Source organism: Streptococcus sp. NSJ-72, assembly GCF_014334035.1.
In the GTDB taxonomy this organism is placed as follows: Bacteria; Bacillota; Bacilli; order Lactobacillales; family Streptococcaceae; genus Streptococcus; species Streptococcus constellatus.
The window spans coordinates 808,333-832,275 of sequence record NZ_CP060489.1 but is presented as its reverse complement, the minus strand read 5'-3'; the positions used below and the strand labels follow the sequence as shown (position 1 = coordinate 832,275).

At 34.6% G+C, this 23,943-nt stretch carries 23 protein-coding genes and 1 pseudogene; 5 read left to right on the top strand and 19 right to left on the bottom strand.

The window, feature by feature from the left end; translation table 11 throughout:
- The first annotated feature begins 175 nt into the window (after nucleotides 1-175).
- Nucleotides 176-703 (top strand): TetR/AcrR family transcriptional regulator, encoded by a 528-nt coding sequence (locus H8787_RS04170; protein WP_049476574.1) that lies wholly within the window; start codon nucleotides 176-178, stop codon nucleotides 701-703.
- Between the two features lie 444 nt (nucleotides 704-1,147).
- Here the strand turns inward: H8787_RS04170 and H8787_RS04165 are convergent, their stop codons facing one another.
- From H8787_RS04165 to H8787_RS04105, 14 genes and pseudogenes are all read right to left on the bottom strand, one after another.
- Nucleotides 1,148-2,488 carry a dipeptidase gene (locus tag H8787_RS04165; RefSeq protein ID WP_187328297.1) on the bottom strand — a complete coding sequence of 447 codons (1,341 nt, stop codon included), beginning with the start codon at nucleotides 2,486-2,488 and terminating at the stop codon, nucleotides 1,148-1,150.
- 24 nt (nucleotides 2,489-2,512) lie between these two features.
- A complete protein-coding gene (locus H8787_RS04160; protein WP_003069901.1) occupies nucleotides 2,513-4,015 on the bottom strand; it encodes a YfcC family protein in 1,503 nt (500 codons plus the stop codon).
- Between the two features lie 237 nt (nucleotides 4,016-4,252).
- On the bottom strand, nucleotides 4,253-5,200 hold the full coding sequence (gene arcC, locus H8787_RS04155) for a carbamate kinase (RefSeq protein ID WP_003028182.1): 948 nt from the start codon (nucleotides 5,198-5,200) through the stop codon (nucleotides 4,253-4,255).
- Between the two features lie 272 nt (nucleotides 5,201-5,472).
- Complete coding sequence (gene argF / locus H8787_RS04150) at nucleotides 5,473-6,489, bottom strand: ornithine carbamoyltransferase (RefSeq protein WP_003028184.1); 1,017 nt, start codon at nucleotides 6,487-6,489, stop codon at nucleotides 5,473-5,475.
- A gap of 23 nt (nucleotides 6,490-6,512) precedes the next feature.
- Complete coding sequence (gene arcA / locus H8787_RS04145) at nucleotides 6,513-7,742, bottom strand: arginine deiminase (RefSeq protein ID WP_003069908.1); 1,230 nt, start codon at nucleotides 7,740-7,742, stop codon at nucleotides 6,513-6,515.
- A 317-nt stretch (nucleotides 7,743-8,059) separates the two neighbouring features.
- The gene (locus H8787_RS04140; protein ID WP_003069910.1) at nucleotides 8,060-8,746 is read right to left on the bottom strand and encodes a Crp/Fnr family transcriptional regulator; all 687 of its coding nucleotides are present in this window, start codon (nucleotides 8,744-8,746) and stop codon (nucleotides 8,060-8,062) included.
- A gap of 133 nt (nucleotides 8,747-8,879) precedes the next feature.
- On the bottom strand, nucleotides 8,880-9,935 hold the full coding sequence (locus H8787_RS04135) for a serine hydrolase (RefSeq protein ID WP_187328296.1): 1,056 nt from the start codon (nucleotides 9,933-9,935) through the stop codon (nucleotides 8,880-8,882).
- 104 nt (nucleotides 9,936-10,039) lie between these two features.
- Nucleotides 10,040-11,098, bottom strand: a complete 1,059-nt coding sequence (locus H8787_RS04130; RefSeq protein WP_187328295.1) for a thioredoxin family protein — start codon at nucleotides 11,096-11,098, stop codon at nucleotides 10,040-10,042.
- 452 nt (nucleotides 11,099-11,550) lie between these two features.
- Nucleotides 11,551-11,781 carry a Blp family class II bacteriocin gene (locus tag H8787_RS04125; RefSeq protein ID WP_006270136.1) on the bottom strand — a complete coding sequence of 77 codons (231 nt, stop codon included), beginning with the start codon at nucleotides 11,779-11,781 and terminating at the stop codon, nucleotides 11,551-11,553.
- A gap of 229 nt (nucleotides 11,782-12,010) precedes the next feature.
- Nucleotides 12,011-12,331: a hypothetical protein gene (locus H8787_RS04120; protein ID WP_006270149.1), complete on the bottom strand. Its 321-nt coding sequence runs from the start codon at nucleotides 12,329-12,331 to the stop codon at nucleotides 12,011-12,013.
- Between the two features lie 149 nt (nucleotides 12,332-12,480).
- The gene (locus tag H8787_RS04115; protein WP_006270118.1) at nucleotides 12,481-12,771 is read right to left on the bottom strand and encodes a bacteriocin immunity protein; all 291 of its coding nucleotides are present in this window, start codon (nucleotides 12,769-12,771) and stop codon (nucleotides 12,481-12,483) included.
- Nucleotides 12,772-12,837: 66 nt separating this feature from the next.
- Nucleotides 12,838-13,056, bottom strand: a pseudogene (locus H8787_RS10225) (garvicin Q family class II bacteriocin).
- Nucleotides 13,057-13,063: 7 nt separating this feature from the next.
- A complete protein-coding gene (locus H8787_RS04110) occupies nucleotides 13,064-13,384 on the bottom strand; it encodes a hypothetical protein (RefSeq protein WP_039677379.1) in 321 nt (106 codons plus the stop codon).
- 676 nt (nucleotides 13,385-14,060) lie between these two features.
- The gene (locus H8787_RS04105) at nucleotides 14,061-14,282 is read right to left on the bottom strand and encodes a Blp family class II bacteriocin (protein ID WP_048800277.1); all 222 of its coding nucleotides are present in this window, start codon (nucleotides 14,280-14,282) and stop codon (nucleotides 14,061-14,063) included.
- A 231-nt stretch (nucleotides 14,283-14,513) separates the two neighbouring features.
- Here H8787_RS04105 and H8787_RS04100 point away from each other — a divergent pair, with 231 nt between their 5' ends.
- The 3 genes from H8787_RS04100 to H8787_RS04090 all read left to right on the top strand — a co-directional run bounded on the left by H8787_RS04100 (nucleotide 14,514) and on the right by H8787_RS04090 (nucleotide 17,454).
- Nucleotides 14,514-15,227: a CPBP family intramembrane glutamic endopeptidase gene (locus tag H8787_RS04100; protein ID WP_006270152.1), complete on the top strand. Its 714-nt coding sequence runs from the start codon at nucleotides 14,514-14,516 to the stop codon at nucleotides 15,225-15,227.
- Between the two features lie 168 nt (nucleotides 15,228-15,395).
- Nucleotides 15,396-16,142, top strand: a complete 747-nt coding sequence (locus H8787_RS04095) for a response regulator transcription factor (protein WP_006270174.1) — start codon at nucleotides 15,396-15,398, stop codon at nucleotides 16,140-16,142.
- Nucleotides 16,143-16,542: 400 nt separating this feature from the next.
- Nucleotides 16,543-17,454 (top strand): sensor histidine kinase, encoded by a 912-nt coding sequence (locus H8787_RS04090; protein WP_262350658.1) that lies wholly within the window; start codon nucleotides 16,543-16,545, stop codon nucleotides 17,452-17,454.
- Between the two features lie 44 nt (nucleotides 17,455-17,498).
- On the opposite strand, the gene H8787_RS04085 is transcribed toward H8787_RS04090, so the two are convergent.
- The 3 genes from H8787_RS04085 to H8787_RS04075 form a co-directional block, all read right to left on the bottom strand.
- A complete protein-coding gene (locus tag H8787_RS04085; protein ID WP_003025431.1) occupies nucleotides 17,499-17,648 on the bottom strand; it encodes a ComC/BlpC family leader-containing pheromone/bacteriocin in 150 nt (49 codons plus the stop codon).
- Between the two features lie 93 nt (nucleotides 17,649-17,741).
- Nucleotides 17,742-19,103, bottom strand: coding sequence for a bacteriocin secretion accessory protein (locus tag H8787_RS04080; RefSeq protein WP_187328293.1), 1,362 nt, complete (start codon nucleotides 19,101-19,103; stop codon nucleotides 17,742-17,744).
- 10 nt (nucleotides 19,104-19,113) lie between these two features.
- On the bottom strand, nucleotides 19,114-21,264 hold the full coding sequence (locus tag H8787_RS04075) for a peptide cleavage/export ABC transporter (protein ID WP_039676797.1): 2,151 nt from the start codon (nucleotides 21,262-21,264) through the stop codon (nucleotides 19,114-19,116).
- A 483-nt stretch (nucleotides 21,265-21,747) separates the two neighbouring features.
- Between H8787_RS04075 and H8787_RS04070 the strand changes: the two genes are divergently transcribed.
- Nucleotides 21,748-22,122, top strand: a complete 375-nt coding sequence (locus H8787_RS04070) for a hypothetical protein (protein WP_187328292.1) — start codon at nucleotides 21,748-21,750, stop codon at nucleotides 22,120-22,122.
- 72 nt (nucleotides 22,123-22,194) lie between these two features.
- On the opposite strand, the gene H8787_RS04065 is transcribed toward H8787_RS04070, so the two are convergent.
- Nucleotides 22,195-22,800, bottom strand: coding sequence for a superoxide dismutase (locus tag H8787_RS04065; protein ID WP_006267096.1), 606 nt, complete (start codon nucleotides 22,798-22,800; stop codon nucleotides 22,195-22,197).
- Between the two features lie 69 nt (nucleotides 22,801-22,869).
- Nucleotides 22,870-23,907 carry a DNA polymerase III subunit delta gene (holA, locus tag H8787_RS04060; protein WP_187328291.1) on the bottom strand — a complete coding sequence of 346 codons (1,038 nt, stop codon included), beginning with the start codon at nucleotides 23,905-23,907 and terminating at the stop codon, nucleotides 22,870-22,872.
- Nucleotides 23,908-23,943 lie beyond the last annotated feature (36 nt).

Sequence of the window (23,943 nt, the reverse complement as noted above, 5' to 3'; positions counted from 1 at the left end):
TATAATAATCATATGGGAATAAACCCAATGCTTTATTTATTTTACCATTAATAGAATATTATTTCTATACAAATAAGCACTTTTTGTTAACTATTCATAAACTAATTACTATAAACTTGTACAAATGTATAGTATAATAGCTAAAGAATCTAACGCTGATTGTAGAGATAATAAAATGAAAGATAAAACTAAAATTGATGCAGAATTCTTAAAAGCTCTTTCAATATTAATGTATTCAAAAGACTTATCACAAATAAGTGTAAGTGAAATTTGTAAAAAAGCCAATTTGAGTAGAGGAACATTCTATAACTACTACAATTCAAAAGAAGAATTCATTAATGAGTCTATTTTAATAATACTTGATGAAATCACTAAAATATTATACACAGATCTTTACTTTGAAACTGAAATTTTAGTAAAAATGTTGTCCTATCTTTATAATAACAAGGATATCATTCTAGCTTTTATACTCTATTTTCCAGATATCATCTTAATTGTAAATGAATATGCAAAAGAAATCGTTTTACATTCTAAAAAAATAAATAAACAAAAGCTTAGAGAGGCCTATGGAATTCCACCAAATTTTGCTCTAGATTTATATACTACGAGTATCATCAGTATTATTTTTATTTGGATAAAAAATGGTTTCAAAGAAACCCCCGAAGAAATTGCAAATTTCATAAAAATATCTGTAAAAATATAGGTTTCTCATTAGACTCTATAATTTCTGTCGTGGATAAATCCATCGCAGGGACTATGGAGCTTTTTAAATTCAGATAAAAATGGAAAATGGCTCTTTGTCAACTGTAGGGGGTAAGGAAAAGTCAACATCGAGAAAGGACCATATTGGTCTCTTCTTTTTTGATGTTTAACGTGATGAAAACAGGCTTCTTAAAGTTTTAAAAAGTTTCTAAAGACAAGCCCCTGATGTTTGACGTCTTTGGGTTTAGGAACTTTGAAAACCTTAAAACTCGTATTTTTATCGCTTTAAACATGCAAAAAGAGAAGACAAGTTTCGTCTCCTCTCGTGCTCAGCTATAAGTCACCCACTATAGTTGACATTGAGTCCTAAATCCTTACAATAATTATTTGTCCAATTTTCGAGGCGGTTTACCTCTAACTAATACTAGCTTTTTATTACTTGCAATTAAATAGCCTCTCCAGCCAACCGATAAATCGTTTCAGCATAAATATCCATTGCCTTATATAGATCGTCAATCACAGTTCGTTCATTCGCTTGATGTTCTGTTTGCAAAGCACCAGGGAAAAGTGCACCAAAAGCTACACAATTTGGCATAGTACGAGCAAATGTAGCACCGCCAGAAGACACAGCAGGGCTATCATCATTGGTTTTTTCTTTATAGACAGCCATTAAGGTGCTGACCAATTCACTATCAAGTGGCACATATAACGGTGCAAGATAGTCAAATTCTTCATAACGTAATTGATATTTTTCAGCAATTTGACTTAGTTCTCGTACTAATTTATCTTTGTCAGCAAGAACTGGAATCCGCAAATCAATCCGAATCTCGGACTCGTCTTGATTTATAGTTAGCCCAGAAACATTGAACGACAACGTTCCTGAAGGTTCATCTGAAATTTCACCAAACAAGCTGCTGCCTGTAGCATCTTCACCAACTGCTTCAGCCATAAATTGAATAGTAGAGTGTTGAACAAGTGGATTTAGCCCCATTGCCAAACGTACAATAGCATTCACTCCCTCGGCTGCATCTTTTGAATGCTTAGGGACACCAATGACTGTTACTGTATCTGCAGTTCGTTCGTATTCAAAAGCCTGTTTTTTCAATTCATCTTCTAATGAATCTGCTAAATTTCCCGTATAGCTTGCTTTTGCAGGTACAACATTAAAAGCTTCTCCTGCTTCAATAGCAAGTTCTTGCGAACCTGAACCATGTAACTTAACTTGCAGTAAACCTTTTTCAGCATAAGTCAGCGGGAAAGAAGAATCCGGTGCAAAACCAAGCGTCGCTGTTTCTTCCAGCTCATTGTAACGAGCCATACAGCGCCACAGAGTTTCTTCGTCTGTACCATAGATGAAACGAATCCGCTTGTTAAATGTCACACCTGCATCCATCAGTGCTTTAACAGCATAAAGTGCAGCTAGGGATGGACCTTTATCATCTTGAACACCGCGTCCATGTATCCAACCATCTTTTATAGTTGCTTCAAATGGAGGAGTTTCCCAATCGGACAAATCTCCTGCTGGAACAACGTCTAAATGGCAGAGAACGGCCAGGAGTTCTTCTCCCTGACCGATTTCTGCATATCCATAATAGCCTTTAGGATCAATGTAAGTTTTAAAACCTAAACTCCTAGTGATCTCTAGCATTTTTTCTAAGACGTTTTGAATAGATTGTCCGAAAGGTGTTCCATTTTCCCCTTCATTAAGAACTGACGGGTAGGAAACGATTGTTTTCAGCGATTCTAAATAATCAGATTTAATTTCTTCGGTTAAAAATTGTTTCATAAAGAACACCTCGTTATTTTCCTATTATAAGAACGTTCCTAAAATAAGAAGTAGGATACTTACTACAAAGATTCCAGCAGCCAATTTTGCAACGAATTTCCACCAAGTACTCAATTCGATCCGTCCAAGAGCAAGAGCTCCCATTACGATACCAGATGTTGGAGTAAGAAGGTTCAAAAGACCGGAAGCTGATTGGTAAGCAGTGATAATCAAGCTTGCTTGCACATTGACAAATTTTCCAAGTGGTGCCATGATACCCATTGTTGCACTGGCAAGACCAGAGGTTGATGGGATAAGGAATGACATTGGCAGATAGAATAGGTAAGTCAATACAATGAATACTTGAGATGATAGACCCTTGAGTCCTACTTCACCCCAGTGAAGGATTGTAGCAGTAATCATACCATCGTTCATGATAACTTGAATACCACGCGCAACAGCTACGATAAGCGCAACACTTAGAAGATCAGCCGCACCATTGATAAAGACAGTGATAAAGCGGCTTTCTTTCATGCGGTAAACAAAACCAATGATGATACCCATTACCATAAAGAGCATTGCCCCTTCTGGGAAGTACCAGGTACCCAAAGCAGATGTTGAACTACCAACAATCTTACCAATGAACGGAAGTCCAACCAACCATTTATTGAAACTTTCAAAAATAGTTACCTTCAAGTCTGTCCATGGAATGAAACTCATAATCATGAGAACAAAGGTCAAGACAAAGAGTACCAACACTTGTTTTTGTTTCTTGCTAAGAGTGGATTCTACATTAGCAACTGCATCTACATTAAAGTGCTTCAAATCTTCTTCACGATGACTGTAAACCAAAGATTTTGTAGGATCTTTTTGAATCTTATCTGCATAACGATATACGAAATAAGTACCCAAAGCTGTCATCACAACAAAGAAGATTAACCGAAGAACGATACCGTCACCAGTACCTACACCTGCTGTCGCAGAAGCTATACCTGTAGCAAATGGATTCAGAGTAGAAGCCAAACATCCAATTTGAGAACCAAGAAGGATAATAGCCACCGCAGTCAAACTATCAAATCCTACTGCCATCATAACTGGCACAAGAAGTGGATAGAAAGCCATGGTTTCTTCACCCATACCATAAGTTGATCCACCAAGGGCAAACAAAGGCATCAAGACTAAAATCAACATCTTTTCGCGACCCTTGTACTTCTTGACGATGGAAGCAATCCCTACATCAAGGGCACCTGTTTCATTCACTACTCCAAGGAAACCACCAACCATCAAGATAAAGAAGGCGACATCAATCGCTGCTGAAGTTGGTTCTTTTCCAAGCATAGCACGAATAGGAGCCATCAAGACATCCCAAATCCCTTGTGGATTTTGAGCAACGGTCTTGTAAGTTCCTGTAATCAGATTACCAGCTTTATCAGCATCGTATTGACCTGCTGGGATAATCCAGGTCAACACAGCCATAATTGCAATGATAATCATCAAAACGGTATAAGATGACGGCATCTTAAACCCTTTTTTTGCTTTTTCACTCATTTGTTTTCCTCCTAAATGTAACAAATTGTAAAAATTTAACCGAATCCCATTTTCAGAAAGCGCTTCCTTTGACTATATTTTAACATATTCATCTGGAAAAAACTAGTAATTTCCAAAAAAATTATCATTTCACAACAGTAAAATAGATCAAAAGAAAGCAAATCTAAAAATAGGAAACATTAACGTTGTTTTAAAAAGTTTTATTACAATTTTAAACGAAGCAATAATAACACTCTGTTATCCTTTTTCAATAATCGTTCCGCTTTCAGACTCAATTAAAGCGCCTAAGTTTTCAAGAGAAGTAATGACCGCTTCACCTTCTGGTCGATCATTTACAAAGGCAATAGCTGCTTGCACTTTAGGTAACATACTTCCTGGGGCAAATTGATTTTGCTTGATGTATTCTTCCAACTGAGCTACATTGACACGCTCTAACTTGGCTTGATCTGGTTTATTGTAGTTGACATAGACATAATCTACACCGGTCAAAACGATGAAGAGATCTGCTTCGACCAATTCCGCCAGACATTGTGAAGCAAAGTCTTTGTCAATTACTGCTTCTACGCCTGCAAGATGACCATTGTCTTCCTTGATGACGGGAATACCGCCACCACCAGCAGCCACAACGACGTGTCCTGCATTGATGAGTGTACGAATGGTTTCAATTTCTTTGATTCCAACTGGTTTTGGTGACGCAACTACTTTTCTCCAGCCACGTCCAGCATCCTCTTTGAAAGTAGCTCCGCTCTTTTCAGCTTCTGCTTTTGCTTCTTCTTCTGTGTAGAATGGTCCGATTGGTTTGCTTAAATTTATGAAAGCAGGGTCATTTTTATCAACCACTACTTGTGTCACAACAGAAGCAACTTCTTTTTCAATTCCTTCTTCATGAAGTGCATTTTGTAGAGCATTTTGCAACCAATAGCCAATACTTCCTTCTGTCATTGCAACAAGCGAATCTAACGGAAATGCTGGATTTTTTTCAGAATCTGCTGCTAAATGTTGCAACAAAAGATTTCCAACTTGCGGTCCATTCCCGTGAGTGATAATCAAGTCATCACCATTTTTAATCAATTTTACAAGATGACTTGCTGTTTCTGCTAATGCTTCTTGTTGTGCTTTTGCTGATGGATCAGATGAAAGGATGGCATTCCCTCCCAAAGCCACAACGATTTTACGATTTGCCATAAATAATTAGCCTCCTTAGAGTTTTCTTCTTATAGTGCTTCAATTCATTTTAATGAGCTATAACAAACTTTAGAACGAGGTTAGAATAATAATGTCTCAAACTACATTTCTTTGAGGGTGATTGCATCGGCAATCATAGTTGTTTATCTTATCGCCTTTTTCCCCTATTTAAATCATACTAAAATTGAAACGAGCACTATCAAAAATGAGGACTGGACTAAAGCTATTAGTCGCAGCCCTCATAGCTGTTGGTAAACGGTTTTAGTTTTAAATTATACTTTTGGAATATAAAGGTTTCCAAGAGTTGCTGCCATAACTGCTTTAATAGTATGCATACGGTTTTCAGCTTGGTCAAATTGGCGAGCATATTTGCTGCGGAATACTTCGTCAGTTACTTCCATTTCTTCAACGCCGAATTTTTCAGCAACATCTTTACCATAAACAGTATTTGTATCATGGAAAGCTGGTAAGCAGTGCAAGAAGATCAAATCTTCATTGTCAGCTTTCTTAATCAAATCCATATTTACTTGATAAGGTTTCAAAAGTGCGACACGTTCTGCAAATTTGTCTTCTTCACCCATAGATACCCAAACGTCTGTGTAAAGGACATCCGCACCTTTAACAGCTTCATCTGCATTGTCAGTAATTAAGACATGTGCGCCACTTTCTTTCGCATATCCTTCTGCCAATTTCACAATATCTTCAGCTGGGAAGAGTTCTTTGGGAGAAAAGATATGAACATTTACACCGAGGATAGCACCTGTTACAAGGAGACTGTTTGCAACGTTATTGCGTCCGTCACCACAGTAGACAAGAGTCAAGCCTTCCAAACGACCAAAGTTTTCTTGAACTGTCAAATAGTCAGCTAACATTTGAGTTGGATGCCATTCGTCTGTCAAACCATTCCATACAGGAACGCCTGAAAATTCTGCTAGTTCTTCTACCATACGTTGGCTAAATCCACGGAATTCAATCCCGTCAAACATACGTCCCAATACTTTAGCTGTATCTTCAGTAGATTCTTTCTTGCCAAGCTGAATGTCGTTAGCTCCTAAGTATTCTGGATGAGCACCAAGATCAATTGCTGCCGTTGTGAAAGCTGCACGAGTACGAGTTGACGTTTTTTCAAACAAGAGAGCAATATTTTTACCAGCTAGGTAGTGATGCTCAATATTGCGCTTTTTCAAATCTTTCAAGTGAGCTGCTAAACCAATAAGATATTCTAATTCTGCACGTGTAAAATCTTTTTCTGCCAAGAAGCTGCGTCCTTGGAACACTGAGTTTGTCATTCTATTATTTCCTCTTTCTAATCTTAAAGTTCTTCACGTTCAAATGGCATTGACATACAACGAGGTCCACCACGACCGCGAACCAATTCACTTCCGCGAATCTTAATCAAACGAAGTCCGTATTCTTCAAGAATCTTATTTGTGACAACGTTACGGTCATATACCACTACCACACCTGGAGCGATTGTAAGGGTGTTTGAACCGTCGTTCCATTGTTCACGTGCTGCTGCTACTGTATTTCCGCCACCGCAACGAATCAAATGAACTTTATCAATACCAAGATTCTTAGCAAGCAATTCTGCTAAATCACCTTTTTCTTCTGCAATATGAAGTTTTTCATTTTCATAAGTAACAGAATAAACGCGAAGATCGCCTTCAATTTCTGGATGAATAGTGAATTTATCATAATCAACCATTGTGAAGACCGTATCTAAGTGCATGAATTTACGATTATTAGCAAATTCAAATGCAATCACTTTCTTAAAGCCAACATTCTTCTTAAAGATATTGACCAAGAGTTTTTCAATAGATGCTGCGTCTGTACGTTGTGAAATACCTACTGCAAGAACATCTTTAGAAAGAACTAGTTCATCTCCACCTTCGATACGAGTTGTTTCTTCACGGTTATAAACCAATTCAACATTGCCACCATATACTGGATGGTGTTTAAAAATGTATTTACCATAAAGTGTTTCACGATTACGTGTATCTGAATACATGTGATTCAGTGAGACAGCATTCCCAATTGTTGCAAATGGGTCACGAGTGAAGTAAAGGTTTGGCATTGGATCAATGGCAAATGGATAGTCAGATTCTACCAAATCCGTCAAACCTTTGGCGTCTACTGGAATTTCTGGCAGTTCAGCTTTTTGGAAACCAGCCATTGTCTTTTCAACCAATTCAAGGTTATCTTCTATACCATGAAGAATATCACGGATAGCAACTTTTGTTTGTGCTCCGCGAATATTTGCTTCATTCAGATATTCTTCAATAAATTCATTACGAATTTCTGGAGAAGTCAATGATTCAGCAGCCAACTTTTCAAGGTAAAGAACTTCAATACCTTCTTTACGAAGAGCGTCTGCAAAAGCATCATGTTCTTTTTGAGCGTCTTCCAAAAATGGAATATCGTCAAAAAGCAGACGTTCCAAATGATCCGGCATCAAGTTTTCCAACTCTTTACCTGGACGATGCAGCATAACTTTTTTCAGTTTTCCTATTTCTGAGAAAACATGAATAGGATGTGTAGACATCTTATGTCCTCCTCTTTTTCTTTGTGACTTAAGTTTCTTTAAGCCCTATTTACATGTTTTATTGTAATATCTTTTGTTTGCGCTTTCACAATCAATTATACATTTAGAATGCCAAATCCTTTGCTTTTTTTAAAAGAAATTCTAATATTATTTCAAAATAAAACGCTTTCTCTAAATATTTTATGCATTTTATTGGTTTTATGAATAATTATTTTTTAGAAACAAATGAAGTTTTTGAGTATATTTTAAATGTTTAGGTTTCTAAATTAAAAAAGGACCAAAAATTGCTTTTTTGACTGCAATTCTGTCCTTCTTTTCTACATATCTTCAAAATACTTTAAAAAGTATTCTTTATTCAAAAAGACGAGTTTCTTTCGATTATATTGAATAATGTTTTCTTCTGTTAATTTTTTCAAAACTTGATTCACCGTTTCACGAGTAGTCGCACCTAGTTTAGCCAACTCTTTCATACTAAGTGCAAAAGGGATGTCATCTCTATATTGGCAAAAATCAATACATAAAATTGAAATCGCTTGAATAACTCGCTCTGTCGCACTAGCCAAAACAGAATTTCGCAAACGTAACTCATGAAAACGTAAAATATTTGACAACTTATGTGTGATAAATAACATCTGCTCTATTATTTGTTTGGAATAATATTCATACAAGTCAACAGGAATAGAAAAATATTCTAAATCTGTCACAGAAATCCCAGAATAATGATAATCTTTATCCTCAAACATGCCACCATAAGGAAACATGGTATTTTCTTTCACATAGTCAATGTAATTAAACGAATCTGTCTGGTCATACTGTTCAATCCGAACATAGCCCTTATAAATCAAAAAAAGTCGCTCTCGTTTGTCTCCAGAAAAGAAAATAATTTGCCCTTTTGGCACTTTGCGAAATTGAATCTCAACAGCTATTTTATCAAAAAATTCAACTGGTAAATTTTTAAAAGCAGGATGTTCTCTAATGTAACGATAATGCTCTTTGTTAATCATGATATTCTTGTGATCCTTTTTGCATTCTGTTTTTATTATAACATAAAAAGCTCTCAGCTAAAAGAGAGCCTTTACATTTTTAATAGAATCCTATCTTTACCAGCACAATTTTTGGAATTTGCGTCCATGCGCTTTAATTCATATTCACACGATGCCATTCATTGATAACATAAGCTAATTGACCAACTTGTGTAATACCAACACCGCTAATTTCATCACTCTCAGGAGTTGTCCCACCCAGCCCCGCTGTATAAAGAGCAATCAAATAAGGCTTTTCTTCACATACAATTGCATCTACATTTAAAGCTTCTGCAACATAACCTGGCTTTTGATAAATTGGAATATCTCTTACATACCGTTTATAGTATTCGTTTGGAAAAGATTCACCGATATAATACAAAAGATCTTTATACTTTTCCTGATGTTTCCAAAGGTAATCCAAAACCTGAATATAATAGTCAGTCGTGGTTTGATTTTGTTGGTTGATCGTCTCAACTTCCCCCTTGCCTTTTCCATAGCTCTGATACATTGTATAGGCTTTATCCAAGCCACCTAAGCGCTCAGCTAAGGCATAAGCTGGCGTATTTTCAGAATAAAGAAGGGAATACTCCTGCATTTCAGGGATGCTCATGGTCCCATTAAATGCTGCTACATAGTTATTATGTTCACCGATATACTCATAGCGAGTATGGGTAATATCAAACCGCTCGGTCATTGATAAATTTCCTTTTTCTACCTCATCAACGACCAACATATTTAATGGCAATTTGTAAGTCGAGCCCGCTGTCATCGGTTGCGTTTCATTCATAGCGTAGATTTGTCCACTCGTTAAGTCCTTATAAGAAAATGCAACCTGCGAATGCTCTATTCCCATCTCATCTAGATAAGCCTTTACAACTTGAACCAAATTTAGATTAGCATAATCATAATACAAACCATAGGCTTCCATTACAGGCAAATCAGATTTCATGACTTTCTGCCTTTCTTCCATACTCTTTGACGAAACACGAGTGACTAATTTCGACTCTTTTGACGAATTTTTTGGCTTTTCTTGACTGGTAGGATAATTTGCAGCTACTTTCGTAGGATGTGCCTTTCTAGCTTGGCCAAAGTATACAGCACTTGATACTAATACACCACACATCATAAAGCAACCAATCAAACAAAGAATCATTGTCTTTCTACTCACGCACTCCTCCTAACTTATATACCTCATTATATAGGAAGAATGGACATTTGACAAGATGGAATGCACAGAATCATCATCCGTTTTTAATTCTTACTAATGATGATTCAATAGCGTTTTCTATCATTCAATCCTTTTCTCATCCCTAGATAAAATGATAATGTAAGAAGAACCATTGCCAACCCAAATCGGAATAATCCTTTACTCTTTTTGATGCCAGTTTTGGGTAATTGCAGATTCTTTTGCTCTTTTATCCCATTAAATTCCATTTCACTATTTGTCGGCAATACTGAAGTTTTATGAGTATGGTCTGCTGAATTTGATTTTGAAATTTCACTAAAGTCTTTTGGTAAGGATTCCTCATTGTTTTTTAAGTCAATAGAAGCTGGTTCTTGGTTTTGTTTAACTTTTTTATCATTTTTATTCTCTTGATGTTGAGAATTATCTTCTTGCTTTTTGCCTGCCGGCGCTTTATGAAAATACAGATAATCATAGAGTTCTTGAGCAGTGATACCTCCACCGACCCAACCGGAAGTTAATGTGCCATTTTTAAGATAGAGTATCGTTGGGGTCCCAGGAATACCAACTGTTTTAAATAAAAATTCTTTGGCATATTCATCAAAATCTTCACCGTCCGTATTATAGTATTCTAATTTTCCACCTGTTAATTGATTAAACTTTTTTAGTTCAGGAGAGAATTGTCGACAAAAATAACAAGTTTCCCGTCCTACATAAATCGTATGTTCTTTATTATCCGAAGTAAAAGCCGAATAAACATCTTTTATCGTAGCCTTAGGAAGTTCAGCTATATTCTCACGATAAGTAGCAACATCAACCTCTTTTGATTCTTGAGAATTTGGAACGCCATTTGCTGCAGAAGTTTTGTTTGAAGTCGAAGCAGATTTATTGTTTGTCAAGTTTTCCTTTTCTACAACTGTATCTTCCTTTGACTCTGGCATACTTACGGATTTCGTATCTGTTACAATTGAATCTTGATTTGCGTCATTTTTAACAACAGCTGCTGTCGAAGCTTCAGACACTATTTCAGTTGTATCTGGGCGTTGCTCCTCCTTATGAACTCCATCAGCAAAAACCATGTCGTTTCTAAAAGCAAGCAATAGCACCGAACTAAATAAAAGTGATTTTAGCAATTGTTTTTTCATCATTTTAAACTCCTTTATGTTCTATTTACAGTATAATACAACTATCTCGGTTTCATTTTCAAAAATCCTAAAAGGTAGCTCTGATAGCCTGAATGGTAAAAAGTAAGAAACAGGAAAACAAACAAGCTGTCTTCCTGTCGATAATTTTCAATATCAAATGATAAATTTTCTTAAATATTTAAAATATGAACGAAAATATACCACAAATAGGATACTGATAGAAATGAAAGAATGATAATAAATTTCTTATGTGAAGTTACAAAATATATTATCAAGAGAACCAGTAAATATAATAAACTAATTAGTAAAAATTTTATCATCATCTTATTTTTTTGAGATTTTCTTACATTTATCCAGAAAGTAAATAATTGGTTTATCTAACCAAGTTAATATCATCATAGTGATAAAACCTAGTGCGAAACTTTTTATATCAAACATTTATTCCCCCATTTCACTTACCACCAACAAGTAGCTCCATAACCAACTCCACCAATAATAGCTCCCCCAACAGCTCCTGCAACTACTCCTTGCCATGTTCTGGTCTTGATTCCTAATCTCAATCCATTACCTGCACCACCAGCAATACCCGATTTTGCAAAATCACCCCAATTACAACCTCCTCCTTCAACACGTGCCAGCATTTCAGAGTTCAGTGCTTCAAATTTTTCCAATGTTTTTGTATTCATGATGAATACCTGTTTTTTATTTTAATAATTTCAACCTGTTGCAACTTAATAAACTTAGTATAGCACACGACGTATTTTATAAATCTGCAAATCCTGAATGGTACTTCTGACGTCCTGAATAGTGATTGTTCCAAATTGGTCTGCTAAAAATCAAAGACTCTAAGTGAATTATAACTTAGAGCCTTTTTAGAAATGCTATAAAAGTGGTCAGAAAAATCAATTTATTTATCTACAAACTCTCTTGAATACGGTATTCTTTTTCAAATGTTTTTTGAGAAACTACCCGATGATTGCTTATATCCAAATAATCACCAATATAGCCCAACACATACATACCATAACCTGCAAATCCACCGCCTATTGTTCCAACTGTACCAATTTTTAAATTCTCCACAGTAGAAGGATTCAGACCAGCCATTAAAATCCGAAGATGATCATCCAACCAATACAAGTAATTTTTAGCAAACGCTTCTTTCACCCAATCAGGTTGTTCAGCTTCTCTGCTAATTTTCCAAACATCAGCTATTTTATTTTTATAAATCGCTTTCATTTACACCCTCCCAGATATTATCGAAAATCTTTCTTGATATGCTACTCTCCTATTTTCCACACAATTTTGTGTCCACTTATTATACCATGTCCAGTACCAATCTTTTCAGTGGTCTTACATAGAAGCTAATTATCAATCCACACAAATACCTAGATTATTCTAATATGATACAAAGCCCTCAGCTCCTTTAACTGACTTGATTCAGTACTTGACAGTCGTATATTATTGTTTAAAAGTACTTTAGAAATATCAATATTCATACGATTCAATATATAAGGTGTAGATGTCCCATCAAACTTCAATTCTGTTCGATAAGAATCTAGCACTTGATATAGTGGATTCGCGTTTTTACTATCAAATTCAGAAAACATTTGGTTGATAAGAAAAATTGCTCGTCCTCTTCTTTCCTGCCCACCAGCAAACCATCTTAAAGTTCCCATAATATTACTCCTAAAACAATCTAATTTTTATATTCGCTTTTAAAAGACTTGTTAATGTCTTGGAATCTACGGACCATATTCTGCCCAGCCTTTAACAATAACATCTGTAGTTGCTTGAAATATTCCTTTAGTAACTTTATAATCTCATCGACCATTACTATAGCGACATGCATAACCATTTGCTCCTACCATAACAGGCTTTCAATATCCTGAACCTCCACCACTAATTTCGGAAAGCTGAACATCTGATAGCTCATTTACAACTTCACCTTTTAGATTTAACATAAAATTCTCACTCTCTTTCATTTTTTAATATATTATTATTTAAACACAAAATATAACCAACAGTATAAAACACAACAATAATATGACAATAGAAAAAGGACAAAATATTAGGAATATCTGAGAAGAAAATTTTATAACCAACAAATGTAATTATAACAATAAAGATCAGCAATGTTTTTTTAACAAACTTTTTGTATAAATCAAAAGTTTTTGATAAAGTAATTTCAGGTCTATTCTGTTTGTATGCAAAATAATGAATTAATATTTCTAATACCAAACTAGAGAGACCAAGGTTTAGTATGTTAATCACTTTAATTTTAAAATACATTCCTACTATAGTAATTAATATAATAGATATCAGCATTGTTATTATTGCTCTCTGTGTATTCTTCATATTTATCCCCTTTTAACCTCCTTAACAAATAAATTGTTTCCCTAATAACTAGCTCTACCAAATTTGCAAGAATTTCAGAATTCAACACTTCAAATTTTTCTAATATTTTTATATTCATCATAATACCTATTTTTTAGCTCACTTTGTTCTATTTCAATCTAATAAACTTGATATAACATTTTTATCTTTGTAGCTGTCCAAATCTTGAATAGTATAAATCTTAAAATAGTCTACCAAAAAACCAAAGGTTCTAAATAACGAATCACTTAGAACCTTTTTTCTGAAAAAACGTGCCTATTTTTTGATAAAATATTACATAAAACTCAATTTGTCACATAGTAAACTGGGGTAAAACATGTAGACAAATAAGCATCACTATAGCTGACAAAGTAATAGCAGATATCAAAGTAACTTTATTATTCAGTTTCAATATTTTTATACAGATAAAAATATAGACTGAACTCACTGTATAAGTTACAATAATCGCATAAAGTTGCTTTAAATCATGTGCCCAATAATCTAATAACATGGCTCCTATCAAGCCACACAAAATACATAATTGTAGCTTCTTTAAATAGGTCATTATGTTTATCCTCTTTATTAGTTTGTACTATAAACCACTACATGCAGCTAATACTCCCGGAACGCTACCTATTAAACTAATCGGAGCTAACATTCCTCCAAATGTCGCTCCCCATGTTGCGGCTAAACAAGTATAATGTGCTTGTGTCATACCTGTAACAGGTGCTCCTCCTGGTCTCTTTCCCCCTTCAACACTTGCCAGTATTTCAGAGTTCAGTACTTCAAATTTTTCGAGTGATTTTGTATTCATGATGAATACCTCCTTTTTATTTTCATATTTTTGTCCTGTTGCAACCTGACGAATCTAGTATAGCATATAACATATTTTATAAATCTGCAAATCCTGAATGGTACTTCTGACGTCCTGAATGGTATTTTTAACCATTTAGGACGTCAAAGCCATCATTTGGGATCTCAATGAAATGTTTTATAAAAATTTTGTAGAATAAGAATATAAGGTTACTTCAAAATAGGAGATACGATGAAGAAATTAGCATTTTCACTCATTTTTATAATACTTTTTACTATTTTACTGGCAGGTCTTCCAGAAACTTTAGCCCTTCATATTGCTATTTTGTTTCAGTGGAATTTGACAGCAGTTGGTGTTATGGTATTAATTCAAGAGATATTGATGCTGTTCTTCATCCTTTATCTCTTGAAACGAGCAGATTTATCCTCTATTTTTAAAAGGAAGAAAATCCGTAAACGTGATATCGCAGCTTTTCTTACTTTACTGTTCATCTTTTTCTTATTGGCAGACATAAGGAAAGACTTGGTGCAATATATGGCGCGAACGACTATGAATACCAAACTTTATAGTAAGGTTGGTATCTGGAGTGGAGGAAAAATTTTTGATATTTGTAGTATTCTCATAACGGTATTGATTAGTCCAATTATAGAAGAACTTTTTTATCGAGGATATGTCATGTCTCGGTTCTTTACCAATTCAAACTATTATTTAGACGTCTTGCTTTCTGCTAGTCTATTTACGTTAGGACACATGATCTTACTTCAGAGAGACTGGGTCAATCTCAGTTTTTACTTTTTAAGTGGATTGGCATTATCTCTATTTTACCGTTATAGTCAAAACATCCGACTTCAGATTCTCTTTCATGTATCGTGGAATTTATATACTTTCATAGCCTCTATCTGGTATATCCTTTATAATTGGATTTATTTTCATTTCTTTTTTTAGTAAGCAAAAACAAACTGATAGCTATAAAGTGTTATCAGTTTGTTTATTTTTTGAATCTATCGAATATTTTTATATTTTGTTCTTGTGAACTTCCAATCCTTTTTATATAATAAATACTAGAATTACACATAATTCTTACATATTTTATCAATCGGGAACATTATAAAAATGAATATTTTTATTTTAGAAGATGATCTTACTCAACAATATTATATGGAGACTATTGTTGAAGAAATTATCGAAAAACATCATCTTCAATATCATCATTTTGAAGTTGTTGGAAAACCTAAACAATTACTAGAAGCCATATCTGAGAAAGGAAGCCATCAGATTTTCTTTTTAGACATTGAAATCAAAACCGAGGAAGAAAAGGGCTTAGACGTTGCTAAAAAGATACGCGAGATAGATCCTTATGCCATCATTGTCTTTGTAACCAGTCATTCTGAATTGATGCCTACAGCGTTTAAGCTGCAAGTGGGTGCCCTTGATTATCTTGACAAATCGTTATCAAAAGAAATCTTTAAAAAACGGATCGAAACTGCACTGCTACATACTGAAAGCCTAACAGGTAAAGGGCTGGCAGACGATGCTCTTCTCTTTGAAACACCTCATACACAAATACAAGTGCCATTTAAAGATATTCTTTATATTGAAACTTCCTCTCGTCCTCACCGCTTAGTTCTTTACACACATAGAGGACGTACGGAATTTACTGCTAATCTTTTAGATATTTTAAAAAAAGAAAAACGGTTCTACCAATGTCATCGCTCCTTTGTTGTTAATCCAGCTAATGTCCATCAAGTGGATAAAGTAAATCATATCCTTCACTTCCAGAATGGTGCTACTTGTCTTGTTTCTAGATCAAAAATAAAAGGGTTAACAGAAGCCATTGCAGCCCTGCACCGGAGGGAATGATATTATGGTGCAATTATCATTGATTATCATAGACATGTTTTTATTGTTGTTTCTGTTTTCCTACATTAGTGGACAAAAATTAACAACTAGAACATATCTGATAGCAATTCTAACCAATTTACTTTATAGTATAATTTTTTCTTTTATTCCAAATAGTTTATTTTCTTATCTGATAGGTCCAACTTATTTTTTAATTTTTTCTTGGATTGTTGGAAAATCTTACAACAAAACATTAAAAATTTTTTACGGACTTTTTCCAATCACACTATGGAATTTAATTCAACGCTTGATTATTTTTTTCATATCTCCTTTATTTAGTTTTAGTGTAGAATGCCTCAATAAAAGTTTTTTTGGTCCGATTGTCACATCAATTATGGCAACGCTGATAGTATTACTTTTTTTGCGTTTAATTCAATATAATTTTAAGACATTAAAATCTCAAAAAATTAATCACAACGATAAGAAAATTATCATCTTTGTAAATATCAGCATGATTGTTTATCATCTTATTGTTCAAGTTCTATCTTATTTAGAAAACGAGAGTAACATACAGACACTAAATTTTAGAGAAAGTTTAGTAGTTCTTTATCTTATCCTTTTTGTGAGTGTTGCCAATTATTTAGACCGTCATTTACGAGAGAGAATCCAAAATGATTTAATGCTTCAAAAAGATTTACAGTTAAAAAATATGGAAAACTACAGTCATCACATTGAAGAACTGTACACAGAAGTTCGGAATTTTCGGCATGATTACGAAAATATTTTAATGACCTTAAAATTAGGAATTGAACAAAATAATCTAAGTATTGTAAAGAATGTATATCATTCTGTTTTGAAAGATTCCAATAAGCGCTTTCGCAATCCCAAGTATGATATCGGACGGTTAGTCCATATCAAAAATGAAGCTTTAAAGAGCCTGCTAGCTGCTAAATTTGCACAAGCTCAAGAGCATAATGTAGCCGTTTCATTGGAGGTTCCAGAAGATATTTACCCACAAGGAATGGAATTAGTTGACTTTATCACCATTGTCTCCATTTTGTGTGATAATGCGATTGAAGCTGCCGCTCCAACTATGACGATTGCTTATGTTTTGTCAGAAAACAAGCAGGTATTCTCCATTGAAAATACTATAAAAGAGGAACATATAGACATGTCTCGTATTTTTGATGCAGGAGTTAGTTCTAAAGGAGCTGGGCGAGGAATTGGATTATCAAATGTCTTAGCAATTCTGGATAGGTACCCAAATGTTTCTCTTACTAGCGCTAGTCAAAATTATCGTTTCCAGCATGTCCTTGAGATTCATCTGAATTAAAGAAAACCATTGCTGTAATATCAAGTACAGTAATGGTTTTTATGTTATCCTAAATCAGGTTGTCCAAGTTTGCCTAATTTATACTTTTTTAAATAAGGACTAAATAAGTCTTCCAACCAGCCGCCACCGACGACTTGTTCGAGTTCTTGACTTGTAAGTGTATGAAAATGATCCAATGTTTGTTTTTTGTCCATAATAGGAACCTCCTTTTTGATATATTTATTATAATCCAACTGTTGAATAATGAATCGTTAAATCTTAAACGGTAGTGATTTCGTCCTAAACGGTCATTCGACATTGTTTAACAGTTTGTCTTTGTAGTAATCAAAGAATGATTTTTTCGCAATGACAATAGTTACTCTTCCTTGTAGACCATACTTGATAACTTGTCCATTGGACTTAGAAATTTTAGCTTTGGTAGTTACTTTAAAAAGGTTTCCTTGTTTTGTTTCAGTAGCGGAAGTATCAATTTTATTGATATTTCCGATAATGGTGATGGACTGCTTTCCAATTTTTTCTAAAGTTAAACGAGTGGTTTGTCCTTTTTTTAAATTGGTCATATAGGCTGAAGGTACATAATAAGTGATAAGGACTTCGTTTGTTTTGGTGATATCTGGATAGATTTGGGCAATTTCAGTTCCTTTAGGTAATAAGTTGTTCCCTTTTAACTTTTCACTAATATGCAGAACACCTGTTTCGGGAGCGACTAATCTATTGTTTTGAAGCTGTACATTTGCTTGATTCAATTGATTCTGTAAATCAGTGATTTGCGTTATAAGGGTTGCTAACTGTTGGTCAGCCGTTTGGATAAATTGTGTGCGGAGCACTTCGATTTTCGTAGAAAGACTATTGTCATAAGTCGCCGCAGTTCCAGTACCAGCTTTTTGAATCTTTAGATTCGCAATGGAAGAGTTTAAATTGGATATATTGGTATCAATTTGAGACAAATACTGATTTGTGAGGGAAGTATCTGGATTAGCTTGATACTGTTTCTTATACATGTTGAATGTTGTTTGATGTGGATTACTCTTGGGTAAATGTGAAGCATTCTCTGAGATGACCTGATGCAGTTCACGATAATCATTTATCTGTTTTGTTAAATCATTGATTTGCTGATCAATCGCAGCAATTGTGTTATGAGCCAAAGAAGCTTGTTTACTGACTTCGATATTGCTTTTTGAAATTCCTAATGATAGATCCTGTGATTGTTTGATAAAATTGTTAAAAGTATTAGCATAGCCAAATTCATCTTCACCCGAAAAAAGATTTATCCCTTGATGCAAACTCGATTTGAGTGTTTCTAAGCCAACTTTTTGTCGTTGATAAGTCGCAAGTTGAGTTTTAATAGCTGTTTGTTGAGAGACTTCCATATTTTTTACATATTGAATCAACAACTCTCCTTTTACGACTGCCTTATTTTCAGCTAAATGGTTAATCAAAATCGTATTATTGCTGCTTGATTGGATCATAGCAATGACTTTCGTTGGCGTAATTTCACCGATAGATTTGACAGTCACTTCCTTTTGACCAATAATGGAAAAAAGAACCAGAAATAGAACGAACAATACCAAAGGAAGAATAAGAACGGTCGCAAAGTTATGGTATCTTCGATGATAAAATTCTACACTTTTAAACAAATTGGGATTCATAATTCACTCCTTATTTATTAAATAAATGATGATAAAAGCCTTGTCTTTCCATCAATTCAGCGTGGGATCCAGTTTCAATAATCTGCCCTTTATCAAGAACAATCACTTGATTTGTCCGCTTTGAAATGCTGAGACGATGAGCAACAAAAATAATCGTTTTGTCTTTTAAGCCCATCAGATTGTCAATGACCTTTTTCTCAGTTAGAACATCCAATCCGCTCGTTGCCTCATCAAGAATAAGAATTGGTGACTTTGTTAAGAGGGCGCGTGCTAGAGCAATTCTTTGCTTTTGTCCACCTGATAGACCAGCTCCATCGGACAATTCTGTTTGATATCCCATAGGCATTTGTTCAATATCCGAACGAATTTCTGCAATTTCACAAGCGCGAATAATCTCTTCTTGAGAAAATATTTGATTCGTCCCTAATGTAAGGTTTTCTAAGATAGAACCACTAAAAATATAGGCTTGTTGTGGTAAATAATTGATATATTGACGAAGCGTCTTCTTATCAATCATTTTAAGATCATTTCCATTGAGACGGATTTGCCCTTTATAAGGCTCATAAAAATGAACCATCATTTTGGCAAGCGTTGTCTTTCCCGAACCACTGATACCGACTAAGCTCACCTTATCTCCTATTTTTATTGTTAAGTTAATATCCGATAACGTATCTCGTCCGAAACCGTATTTATAGGAAACATTATGGAACGTAATATCACCAGCCAAGAAATTTTTCTCTGTAATGACTTGTTTGGTTTTGAATTCGGATTCTACCAGATAGACTTCATTCAACCGATTGTTGGCAACCTTAGCCGATTGCAGCTTGGTTTGCAGATTGATGATACTTTCAAGTGGACTTGTAAAATACGAAAGGAGTGCATTAAAAGTAATCAGCTGTCCAATCGAAATTTTTTGAGACATAGCCAGAGAGGCTCCAACCCATAGAATAACAACATTCAAAATAAATTGTGCTCCTTGTTTGAGAGCTGTCTGCATAATGGAATATTTACTTAGCTTGAAAGTCTTATTCAGATAATCGACAAACTCACTATCAATCTTTTGGTAACGACTTTCTTCGCTGGTTAAAGATTTAATCGTTTCAATGCCATTAATATCTTCGATAATAGCAGAATTTACCATGGAATTACTTTGCATGACGTCATGATTCATTTTTTCAAAAGGCTTTATAAAAGCAAAAATAATCACTGTATAGATAGGAATAGCAAGCAGAGTGAGGAAGAAAAGGTTAGTATTCTGTAATAATAGTACCCCTCCTACCATTATCAAAATAAAAAGGTCAAGAAAGAGTGAAAGTATTGTAGAAGCGAGAGCATCAATAATGGAATTAGCATCTGTAAAACGAGAAATAATCTCTCCAGTGCGTCTCGTAGCAAAAAAAGACATCGGTAATTCAAAAATGTGTCGAATATATGATAAAATTACATCGATGGTTAGTCGCTGACTAAGTATAATCAATAAGTAATCTCTGGAAAAACTCATCATTTGCTGCAAGATGTAAGTAATGATAAGCCCAATTGAAACGATTCCAAGAGTTGATTTCATCTGATTTGGAATGTATTCATCCAAAATCCCTTGCAGATAATAAGAACTAACAATGTTGATGAGGGTCACAAGCAAACTAGCTAAGACAATATAAAAAATCAAAGAACGCTGTTTAAAGATGAGTGGTAAAAAGCTAGTAAGCCCATTCTTCTTATCCTTATGTGGTTTATAGCTAGGTTCTGGTGCTAAAAAAATAGCAACACCAGTCCATTCTGTTGCAAATGTTTCTTTTGATATCTTAGTTATTTTTACACTTGGGTCAGGATCTCCAACTAGCAGACCTTTTTTCGTATTTTTATAGATAACATAATAATGTGGGAGTTTAGCTTTTTTCTGAACATGAACGATAAAAGGATAGGGAATAGCTTCCATATCAAACAAGGACATATCCCCTTGAATCGGTCGTGTCTCAAAGCCTATTTCTTGTGCTGCTTGAACAATTCCAAGAGCCGTTGTCCCTTCTTTACTTGTCTTAGCAAGTTCTCTCAGATGTGCAAGAGAGTAGTCTGAACCATAGTATTTTGCAATGGAAGCCAGCGCAGCGACACCGCAATCTCTTGCATCTATTTGAGGAACAAATGTTTTCTTAACATTCACAACAATGATTTCCTTTCTAAAATAAACTCGGATTATTTTTTACGTAGCTAATAGTAGACACGTAATTTGAGATAAGCGTCTATTAAAACATAATTTATCATCATACTAAAAGCAGAGCCGGTTAGTAGTATACTTAATATGGGAATAGAATGGATAAATAAATAGCTGAGTGATAAAAAAAGAATAAACAGTGCTGTGGCATTGCTATTTCCCCAATTTTGAAATTTTTCTAGTCGTAATAATGCAGTATTTGAAATATGAAATATTTTTTCTAAAATGAACATGTATACAGAAGAATTCCTTTCCTTTTTATACTCTGATTATCTCAAAATATTTCTGAAAAGCATTGAAAAAATCCCAAATGGTAGCTATAAGGTCCTGAATGGTTCAAAAAATACCGTTCAGGACCTATAATAGACCGTTCAGGATTTGCTCAGTTATCTTTCATTTGATATGGTAGGATATAAGTCAGGAGGAAACATAATGATTCAAATTCAACCTTTTTCGTTTATTAGCTCTATGTCGCTATATTTTATCGCTCTCTATCTTCGCACGATCCATCAATTATTTAAAATAAAGCTGCAATTGACGCATTCTGTACAAAGAACTTTTCGTCCAACTACTTATTTTGTGGTACAATCCAAATTTTTCTCATTTAAAGATGCCACCAAAAGAATTGAAACAATCCGAAAATACGATAAAAGAGGGAAAATTGTCCTTATTGGAGAACATATTGATTATGAACTGCTGTTTAGAAATCACTATCTTGTTTTCGGTGTCATTGATCGAACCAATGATCATTCTCTAAAATTTCTCAAGGAACAAATCTGGTTTTATTTGGCTGGAATTTATAAGTAATTCTTATGATATATGACAACAGAAAAAGACGAACCCTTTTCAGATTCGTCTTTTTCTATTTCGCTTTATATTTTATTTCGCTGCTTTGTACAATTCATCGACCTTATTCCAGTTGATAACTGAAAAGAAAGCTTTAATGTAGTCTGGGCGAACATTGCGATATTTCACATAGTAAGCATGCTCCCAAACATCAATTCCCAAAATAGGTGTTTTTCCTTCAGAGATTGGCGTATCTTGGTTAGCAGTTGACATCACTTCTAACTTACCTTCTTTGTTTACCACTAGCCAAGCCCAGCCTGAACCAAAGCGAGTCGTTGCAGCTGTCGTAAAGGCTGTTTTGAAATCGTCAAATGAACCAAAAGTTGCTTCAAGATCTGCTGCTAATTCTGCTGATGGTGCTGTTTCTTCTGGTGTCATCAATTCCCAGAAAAGAGCATGGTTGAGATGACCACCACCATTATTGATTACTGCTTGACGAATATCGGTTGGAATAGACTCAACATCAGCTAAAAGTCGCTCTAAATCCTCACCGATTTCAGGATGTTTTGCTAGTGCCGCATTTACATTATTTACATAAGTATTGTGGTGTTTGTCATGATGCAAGTGCATGGTTTCTTCATCAATATACGGTTCCAAAGCATCGTAAGCATAAGGTAGATCAGGTAAAATAATTGCCATTGGTTTTTCCCCTTTATCATTTTATATGAAAATGATAACGTAGACCCACAAAATTTTCAACTTATTTGCTTATAAGTTGTGGGTTACAATCTTTAATAAAGCTAAGTCAAATAAGTAATCTTTTTCGTAAACCCCTGATTTAATTTGATAATCTGTTTCAATCAAGCAGGAGAGAGACTTTTGTAAAATTTCCAAGGATAATGAGCGGACATCGCGCAAGGCGTATTTAATTTGATAAGGATTCACCTTTCGTCCCAAATAACCAGACAAATCTGCTACAATCTGACTTTCATTACGTCCATTTTCAAAGAGGATTTTCACTTGTGCAAATATACGAAACCGGCCCAACATAATCGCAATCAGCTTGATTTCATCTTCACCTTGCAAGGTCAAATCTCGTACCAAACTTCTCGCTGCGTCCACCTTTTGATGCAAAATCATCTGGGTAAGATCAAAAATATTATCCTGTAAAGTTTTTGGAATTGCTTCAGCAATGTCCTCGCTTGTAATGATGCCATCTTTTTTATAATCCTTTAAAAAAGCTAAGTTTTTACTAATTTCACTAAAATCGAAACCAGATTTAATAAGTAATTCTTCTAAAACTTGCGAACGAAGTTCTAACTCCTGTTCTTGAACTTGCTTACTAAAGTAGGTGCGTAATTCTTGTTCTTTGGGCTCACTTGCTTCAAAAATTTTACCATCTCGCTTGAGCAATTTTACAATTCGCCGTTTACTGTCTAACTTCCCTTCTGCAAAAATGACTAATTTTGTCGTATCTGCAGGATTTTCCAAATATTGCTCAAAAGATTTTAATTCCTCATCTGTCAAATAGCGCTTTTTAGCCGTTGTTATATCTAAAAAATGATCCAAAATAACGATTTTCTCTTCGGAAAAGAGGGGCAAACTCACTAAATCGATCTCCACATCTGGATAAGCAGCTTCTTTCATATCGAAATGGGTATAACGTAAATCTGCAGCTTCATAACAAATCTGCTGTAAGAACTGAGATTTTAATAATTCAAACTGACCCACGTCATCACCAGTCAAAATGGTTACGGCCGGCAAATTTTCTAAGCATAGCTGATTAACTTCTTCAATTGCTAGCATGATAACCTCCTTTTACGAGATTTATTTTTTAACACA

Bases quoted from the DNA above. Each gene is read 5' to 3' on its own strand.
- H8787_RS04110 (WP_039677379.1), bottom strand. From the start codon at position 13,384: ATGTATTTTAAAATTAAAGTGATTAACATACTAAACCTTGGTCTCTCT.
- argF (WP_003028184.1), bottom strand. From the start codon at position 6,489: ATGACAAACTCAGTGTTCCAAGGACGCAGCTTCTTGGCAGAAAAAGAT.
- arcC (WP_003028182.1), bottom strand. From the start codon at position 5,200: ATGGCAAATCGTAAAATCGTTGTGGCTTTGGGAGGGAATGCCATCCTT.
- H8787_RS04080 (WP_187328293.1), bottom strand. From the start codon at position 19,103: ATGAATCCCAATTTGTTTAAAAGTGTAGAATTTTATCATCGAAGATAC.
- H8787_RS04160 (WP_003069901.1), bottom strand. From the start codon at position 4,015: ATGAGTGAAAAAGCAAAAAAAGGGTTTAAGATGCCGTCATCTTATACC.
- H8787_RS04085 (WP_003025431.1), bottom strand. From the start codon at position 17,648: ATGGACAAAAAACAAACATTGGATCATTTTCATACACTTACAAGTCAA.
- H8787_RS04125 (WP_006270136.1), bottom strand. From the start codon at position 11,781: ATGAATACAAAAACATTGGAAAAATTTGAAGCACTGAACTCTGAAATG.
- H8787_RS04115 (WP_006270118.1), bottom strand. From the start codon at position 12,771: ATGGGAACTTTAAGATGGTTTGCTGGTGGGCAGGAAAGAAGAGGACGA.
- H8787_RS04070 (WP_187328292.1), top strand. From the start codon at position 21,748: ATGATTCAAATTCAACCTTTTTCGTTTATTAGCTCTATGTCGCTATAT.
- H8787_RS04130 (WP_187328295.1), bottom strand. From the start codon at position 11,098: ATGATGAAAAAACAATTGCTAAAATCACTTTTATTTAGTTCGGTGCTA.
- H8787_RS04165 (WP_187328297.1), bottom strand. From the start codon at position 2,488: ATGAAACAATTTTTAACCGAAGAAATTAAATCTGATTATTTAGAATCG.
- H8787_RS04140 (WP_003069910.1), bottom strand. From the start codon at position 8,746: ATGATTAACAAAGAGCATTATCGTTACATTAGAGAACATCCTGCTTTT.
- H8787_RS04095 (WP_006270174.1), top strand. From the start codon at position 15,396: ATGAATATTTTTATTTTAGAAGATGATCTTACTCAACAATATTATATG.
- H8787_RS04065 (WP_006267096.1), bottom strand. From the start codon at position 22,800: ATGGCAATTATTTTACCTGATCTACCTTATGCTTACGATGCTTTGGAA.
- H8787_RS04120 (WP_006270149.1), bottom strand. From the start codon at position 12,331: ATGAAAGCGATTTATAAAAATAAAATAGCTGATGTTTGGAAAATTAGC.
- holA (WP_187328291.1), bottom strand. From the start codon at position 23,907: ATGCTAGCAATTGAAGAAGTTAATCAGCTATGCTTAGAAAATTTGCCG.
- arcA (WP_003069908.1), bottom strand. From the start codon at position 7,742: ATGTCTACACATCCTATTCATGTTTTCTCAGAAATAGGAAAACTGAAA.
- H8787_RS04170 (WP_049476574.1), top strand. From the start codon at position 176: ATGAAAGATAAAACTAAAATTGATGCAGAATTCTTAAAAGCTCTTTCA.
- H8787_RS04100 (WP_006270152.1), top strand. From the start codon at position 14,514: ATGAAGAAATTAGCATTTTCACTCATTTTTATAATACTTTTTACTATT.
- H8787_RS04105 (WP_048800277.1), bottom strand. From the start codon at position 14,282: ATGAATACAAAATCACTCGAAAAATTTGAAGTACTGAACTCTGAAATA.